Here is a 7,039-nt window from a genome sequence, read left to right on the forward strand (position 1 = left end):
ATCGGCGTGTGGCGCAGCTTGGTAGCGCACTTCGTTCGGGACGAAGGGGTCGCAGGTTCGAATCCTGCCACGCCGACCATTCCCGCATTTAGACAAAAAGCGGAAAATTATCCGCTTCCCCCTGTAATACACCTCAGGAATTCAAACGATTTTTCTTTTTGCCAACTCATCGGGTTGATGCTTTACTGAGGCAAAGACGGCGCTGCCTGGACCCGAGACACATTAATTGAAAGCCTCCATCACCAATCCGACAAACTGGTTGGCAAAGCTGCATACGCGGGTCCCGATCTGGTGCATTGCTCTCCCCGCGTTCGCCTGCATTCTGTTGGTTATCCTCCATGGGCGCAGCCTCGGGCCCGTGCTGGCTTTTATCTCCCTGGTGACACTCCTTGGGGTCGTGCTTGTCGCTGTCTACCATGCGGAGGTCATCGCCCATCGTGTTGGTGAACCTTTTGGCGCACTAGTCCTTGCCCTGGCTGTAACGGTCATTGAAGTATCACTGATTGTCTCGATGATGTTGTCGGATGCCGGTGATGCGAGCAGCCTCACCCGGGATACAGTGTTTGCGACCATCATGATCGTTTGTAACGGTGTGATTGGTTTATGCCTCCTGCTCGGCGCGCTGAAGCACCAGAGGGTGAGCTTTCGGGTCGAAGGAACGGCGCCAGCGCTGTCAGTCATCGCCACCCTTGCAACACTGACCCTGATCCTGCCGGATTTCACATTTACCACCGAGGGGCCAACCTTTTCCAACGCCCAGCTTCTGTTTGCCGGAACCATGTCTTTTTTACTCTATGGTTTATTCCTCTTTGTCCAGACGATCCGGCACCGAGATGATTTTCTGCCCGAGAAACAGCCCGACGAAGACCATGACGCCCACCACAGCGCCCCTTCCAAAGGAGCATTCGCCGCCAGCCTTGTGCTTCTGCTACTATCGCTGATTGGCGTGGTGGGCCTGGCTGAAACCATGGCCCCGCTGGTGGAGGCCGCGGTCGTGTCGTTTAGCCTGCCCCATGCAGTGGTCGGGGTCGCGATCGCACTGATGGTATTGCTGCCGGAAACCATGGCTGCGGTGCGGACGGCAATGCGTAATCAGATGCAAATCGGCTTCAACCTGGCACTTGGCTCAGCTCTGGCAAGCATCGGCCTGACCATTCCGACGATCGCCGCCATTTCCCTGTACCTTGAATTGCCCATGGACCTCGGGCTACCTCCCACGGAAATGGTTCTGCTCGTTCTCACTCTGTTCCTGACTGCAATAACCTTAACCGGCGGCAAGGCAACGATTCTTCACGGCGCAGTTCATCTGGTCGTGTTTGCGTGCTTTCTTTTCCTTTCCGTGATCCCGTGAATCAGCAACAAACACTCAATCTTCAAGGGGGGCCTGACCATGAACTCTCTCAGCAATAGTGAAGGCTCTTCATCTCATGCGACGTTGACCTCCCACGGAGCGTGTGTTTGTGGTTCTCCGCTGCTGCAGAAGTTCCATGAGCGAATGATGGCAGACATCAGCCGGCGGCAGTTCCTGGGTGGTGCAGCAGCATTGATCGCCATGTTCAGTGCACTTCACGCACCGACCGTTCTGAGCAACAAACCTAAGCGCTCGGATGGCCCGGTATTGCTGACTAACCTGACGTTGTTCGATGGCAGCGGCGGGCCTCTGCGGAAAAACGTTTCCGTCAGGGTTGAAAACGGTCGGATCGAAGCCCTGCTGAACGACAGCTCCGGCACTGAGGGGGCCGAAGTCATCGATTGTGGTGGACGGATACTGATGCCAGGCATTATCGATGCCCACTGGCACACAACTCTGGCGGCGATCTCGCAGATTGAGGCAATGACCGCGGACCCGGGCTATGTTCACCTGGTTGCAGCCCGTGAAGCCGAGAGAACGTTGCTGCGTGGTGTGACATCCGTGAGGGACGTGGGCGGTCCGTCCTTTGCCCTGAAACGGGCAATCGATAAAGGCATCATTCCCGGCCCCAGGATATTCCCGGCCGGGGCAATGATCTCCCAGACTTCGGGGCACGGCGATTTCCGTATGCGCCACGAGATTCCCAGGACGCCAACCTCGCCCCTGAGCCCGGCAGAGCAACAAGGCGTTGCCGCGATCGCAGATGGTGAAGCTGAGGTTCTACGGCGCACCCGGGAACAGTTAATGCTCGGAGCCTCCCAGATCAAACTGATGGCAGGCGGCGGGGTGGCATCCATGTTCGACCCGCTGGACAGCACACAGTTTACAGAGCGTGAGATCCGTGCTGCCGTGGAAGCGGCGGACGATTGGGGAACCTATGTAATGGCCCATGTGTATACCCCTCGCGGCATACAAAGGGCGCTCCGGGCTGGCGTCAGATCCATCGAGCATGGGCAGCTGGCTGATGAGGAAACGGTCAGAATGATTGCCGGAGAAGGTGCATGGTGGAGCCTGCAACCGTTCCTGCAGGATGAGGATTCGAATGTCTATCCGGACGCAGAGCGCAGAGCAGCCCAGACAAAGGTCGCCGAGGGCACTATCAGGGCTTATGAGTATGCACAGCGTTTTGACGCAAAAACGGCGTGGGGCACCGACATTCTGTTCAATCCCCAGAGCACCGGTAATCAGCTCAGACATCTGGCGAAGTTAACGCGTTTCTACGACCCGCTCACTGCCCTTTCAATGGCGACAGGCATCAACGGAGAGTTGCTGGCACTTTCCGGACCTCGCAATCCCTACCCGGGTAAGTTGGGCGTCATAGAGCCTGGCGCCCACGCCGATTTGTTGGTCGTGGACGGTAACCCCGACCGGAATCTCGATTTCCTTGTCGATATTGACCAGGACCTGCGCATGGTGATGAAGGGTGGTCGGTTCTACAAAGATGAACTGTGACCATGATTCGGCCATACATGCTATGAAGCCTTGATCAACACTCCCGGATTCAACATCCCCCCGGGATCCAGGGTGTTCTTTGTCGCCCTCAACACCTCCGCAAACAGCTCCGGCCTCTGGCGATCATAACCCGGCCGGTGATCACGGCCCACGGCGTGGTGATGGGTAATGGTGCCGCCCAGGTCGATCAGGGTTGCCATCACTGCCAGCTTGATCTCGTCCCACTGTTTTACCTGGTCACCACGCCGGCCCGGGGCAATCACGGTATAGTAGGGTGCCGGGCCGTCCGGATAGACGTGAGTAAAACGGCAGGTGACAAAGGCCTTGCCGCAGATCTCCCGGGTGACCCGGTTCACTGTTTCCATGACACCCTGGTGGAAATCTTCAAACCTGTCCCAGGTAATGGCGGTTTCGAAGGTTTCCGCCACCAGCCCCAGGCGGATCAGCGCGTCCCGCATGTAGGGAGCGCGGATAAACTGCTGGCGCCAGTCGCCGGCCTGGCCTTTATCAGGCGTCTGTTCCCGACTGGCCTGAACCGATCCGCCAGCGTCGGCGACAATCTCCAGCGCCCGCTCCATCCACGCGTCCACCGGGTGATCAGCGGATTCGAAGCCGATTATAAGTAAGTGCTTACTACCGTTACCGATGCCGTTGATCATGGCTTCACGGGCATCGATCAGCCGGCAGTTAGTGGGATAAAGGCCAGACTGGGACAACCTGCGGACCGCCTCCGCACCCTGTAGAAAATCTGCAAAGTGCACCGTGCGGGTGGCCCGGAACTCCGGCCTTGCCTGCAATCTCATCCAGGCGGAAGTGACGAAACCGAGTATGCCCTCGGAGCCCAGGAACATCCGGTCCGGCGATGGCCCGGCGCCTGATCCCGGTAGCCGCCGGGTTTCCAGCGACCCTCTGGGGGTCACCACACGGGTGGACTCCACCAGGTCATCAATATGGGTGTAGAGCGTGGCAAAATGGCCGCCGGAGCGGGTGGCGATCCATCCACCCAGGGTCGAGAACTCGAAGGACTGGGGAAAATGCCGAAGGGTGTACCCATGGGGCCGCAGCCCGTCCTCGAGGGCCGGCCCATAAATGCCACCCTCAATATGTGCCGCCCGGGACTGATGATCCACCTCGATGATGCGGTTGAAGCGCTCCATATCAATGGTAATGGTGCCGGCCCAGTCACCCTCGTAACGGGGTTCGGTACCACCTACAACACTGGAGCCGCCGCCGTAGGGTATCACCGCTGCACCGCTGCGGCTGGCATAGTCCAGCACGTCGACAAGCTCCTGCTCACTGGATGGGCGGGCGATCAGGTCCGGGGCGCAGCGATAATCCCCGTCCAGCCCCCGCACTATATCCCGAAAGGATTTACCGTAGGTATGACTGGCCCGGTCCCGGCGCTCCGCGGACATAATCGGCAACAATGACGCCGGGGGCTGCAACCGTGGTTCCGGCATTGCCAGGTCAGCCAGTGCCGGCGGGGCCTGACAGGCCAATTCCACGTTTGCGAATTGCAGGCCGACCATCTGCCGCAACTGGCCGATCTGCTGGTCATCAAATGCGCTTTCCTCGTTACCCCAACCCCAGAAATTGCGTTTTGTCATGGACATTTTCCGTCTATTGTTTTGCGTTCAGTCTAGTTGAAGGGGATAGTGGTGACATCCTCAAATTCATCTGAATTTCGGTTAAAGCAGCCCCCTTTCGGAGACTGGTTGATGGCCACCACTAACATCGAAAAGCGCAGGCTGGCCGCCCTTGACCGCCTGGGTATTCTCGATACTCCGCCGGAAGAGCGTTTCGAACGGCTAACGCGAATAGCGCGGCAATATTACGACGTAAAAATCGCGCTTTTCACCGTTCTCGACAACGAGCGGCAATGGTTCAAATCCCGGCAGGGTATGGATACACCCGAAACGCCACGTTCGGTCGCCTTCTGTGACTATGCCATACAGCAGGACAAGGTTTTCCTGGTGTCAGACGCCGCCGTGGACCCACGTTTCAGCAGCAATCCCCTGGTTACCGGCGAACCTTTCATTCGCTTCTATGCCGGCATGCCCGTTCGTGAGCCCAGCGGCTTCAAGATAGGCACGCTCTGCATCATTGACGACAAGCCACGGCAGTTTAACGAGATTGACCTGAACGTTCTGCGAAGCCTCGCAAGCATTATCGAGGATGAACTGGAGCGCTCCTACCTGGCCGCAACCGACCACGACTATGTGCATGTGTCGCACCTCAGCCGGGCCATACACCGGGCGCAGAACGTTTTTCTTACCAGTGACAATGACCGGGCGGCCTTCGAGCAGATGCTCAGCGACCTGCTGGCATTGACTGGCAGCCAGTTCGGGTTTATCGGCGAAGTACTCCGTCACGAGGATCAGCCCCCCTACCTGAAAATCGGGGCCATCACCAATATCGCCTGGAGCCCGGAAACTCAGGCGATGTATCAGGAAGTCGAACGGCGGGGGCTGATTTTTGATCGCCTGGACAACATTCTGGGGCTCCCGATGTTGACTGGCGAAGTGATCATATCCAGCGATATTGCCTCAGACCCCCGCCGCGGCAGCCTGCCGGGTGGTCATCCACCGATCAGCACTTACATCGGTATTCCGGTGTTTTCGGGCGACAAACAGATTGGCCTTATCGGACTGGCCAACCGGCTGGACGGTTACTCCACGCGGCTCGCCGAAGAGCTTGAACCGCTGCTGCAAACCGTTGGCAACCTCATCGAGCGCAAACGGCTCTACCAGGAAAAGCACGAACACCAGAAGAGTCTTGAGCAGGCGGCCAACTTCGACGCTCTTACCGGACTGCCCAACCGGCGCAGGCTGACAGCGCTGTTTGAACAGGAACTGTTTGAAGCCAATCAGCGCAGGGGTCTGGTTTCTGTCTGCTTTATCGATCTGGACGGTTTCAAGGAAATCAATGACAAGCACGGCCACTCGGTGGGTGACGCGGTGCTGAAATCCATTGCCCAGAATTTGCTGTCGTGCGTTCGCAGCCACGATATTGTGGCTCGCCTGGGTGGCGACGAATTTGTGGCCATACTCCGGGATGTGGACGACGCGCGAGTGTACGCACGGCTTCTGGAGGCCATACGCCAGCCCATAAGCTACAGGCATTATATTATCAACATCTCGGGCAGTATGGGGGTTACCGTCTACCCGGACGACGATTCCGATGCGGATCTGCTGTTGCGACACGCCGATCAGGCCATGTATGCCGCCAAGGAAGCGGGCAGGAATACCTACACCCTGTTCGATCTGGATTCACACTTTTCCCGCAAGGAACGGGTCAGGATTATCGAACAGGTCGGCGATGCCATCAGGCTCGGGGAGCTCGAACTCTATTACCAGCCCAAGGTCAGTTTCACCAGGCACTGCCTGGAAGGCTTTGAAGCACTGATCCGCTGGAACCACCCCCGGGAGGGGCTCGTGAGCCCTGGCTATTTCCTGGATCACATTGAGTACACGGAGCACGCCCGAAGTGTTGGTAACTTTGTGCTTTGCGAGGCGGTAGCTCGCTTGCAGGAATTTTCACAAAACCAGCTTCCTTACACCCTGAGTGTTAACCTCAGCCCTTCCCATTTTCTCGGCCCGGATTTCCGCAATGATCTGGCCAGTGTACTGGGAAACTGCCCCCGCGATATCCGCTCCCGTTTGATTCTCGAGGTGCTTGAAACCACCGCCCTGGACGATACCCACCGGGTGATGGAAAACCTCCAGGCATGCCGGGATCTGGGCGTGGACGTTTCCCTCGACGATTTCGGAACCGGTTATTCCTCACTGGATCTGTTTCGCCGTCTTCAGGCACAGGAAATCAAGATCGACCAGTCCTTTGTCATGGACATGCTGGAGAACGCCGACAACAATATGATTGTGAGTGCCATCATCAGCCTGTCCCGCAGCTTCGGGCGTCGCCTGGTTGCCGAAGGCATTGAATCCGCCGCTGTAGAGGCCAAGCTGATAGAGCTGGGGTGTGACCTGGGGCAGGGGTTCTTCTACAGCAGGCCCATGCCCCTGGACAAGGCCATGAAATGGGCAGGCAGCTTTAGCTGGGATTGTCGAGCAGGGTGACGCCCGAGTTCGGTTAATCCCACAAAAAATGTCTCCATCGGCGAGACCAACCCAGCCGCACAGTCGTTCAGAGCGAAGGGTGCGCCGGGAGGGTGTTACT

Annotated in this window: 4 protein-coding genes and 1 tRNA gene; 4 read left to right on the forward strand and 1 reads right to left on the reverse strand. The window is 57.9% G+C overall.

Annotated features, from left to right (window positions below; translation table 11 throughout):
* Positions 1-2 precede the first annotated feature (2 nt).
* From ACESMB_RS09745 to ACESMB_RS09755, 3 genes are all read left to right on the forward strand, one after another.
* Positions 3-79 (forward strand) — tRNA-Pro (locus ACESMB_RS09745).
* Between the two features lie 147 nt (positions 80-226).
* The gene (locus ACESMB_RS09750; protein ID WP_372971421.1) at positions 227-1,351 is read left to right on the forward strand and encodes a calcium:proton antiporter; all 1,125 of its coding nucleotides are present in this window, start codon (positions 227-229) and stop codon (positions 1,349-1,351) included.
* 39 nt (positions 1,352-1,390) lie between these two features.
* A complete protein-coding gene (locus ACESMB_RS09755; RefSeq protein WP_372925355.1) occupies positions 1,391-2,863 on the forward strand; it encodes a metal-dependent hydrolase family protein in 1,473 nt (490 codons plus the stop codon).
* Positions 2,864-2,883: 20 nt separating this feature from the next.
* On the opposite strand, the gene ACESMB_RS09760 is transcribed toward ACESMB_RS09755, so the two are convergent.
* Entirely contained in the window at positions 2,884-4,470 is a 1,587-nt protein-coding gene (locus ACESMB_RS09760; protein WP_372925354.1) for an FAD-binding oxidoreductase, read from the reverse strand.
* A 111-nt stretch (positions 4,471-4,581) separates the two neighbouring features.
* Here ACESMB_RS09760 and ACESMB_RS09765 point away from each other — a divergent pair, with 111 nt between their 5' ends.
* On the forward strand, positions 4,582-6,939 hold the full coding sequence (locus ACESMB_RS09765; RefSeq protein ID WP_372971422.1) for an EAL domain-containing protein: 2,358 nt from the start codon (positions 4,582-4,584) through the stop codon (positions 6,937-6,939).
* Positions 6,940-7,039: the final 100 nt, after the last annotated feature.

It is taken from the genome of Marinobacter sp. (assembly GCF_041686475.1).
Lineage (GTDB): Bacteria > Pseudomonadota > Gammaproteobacteria > Pseudomonadales > Oleiphilaceae > Marinobacter.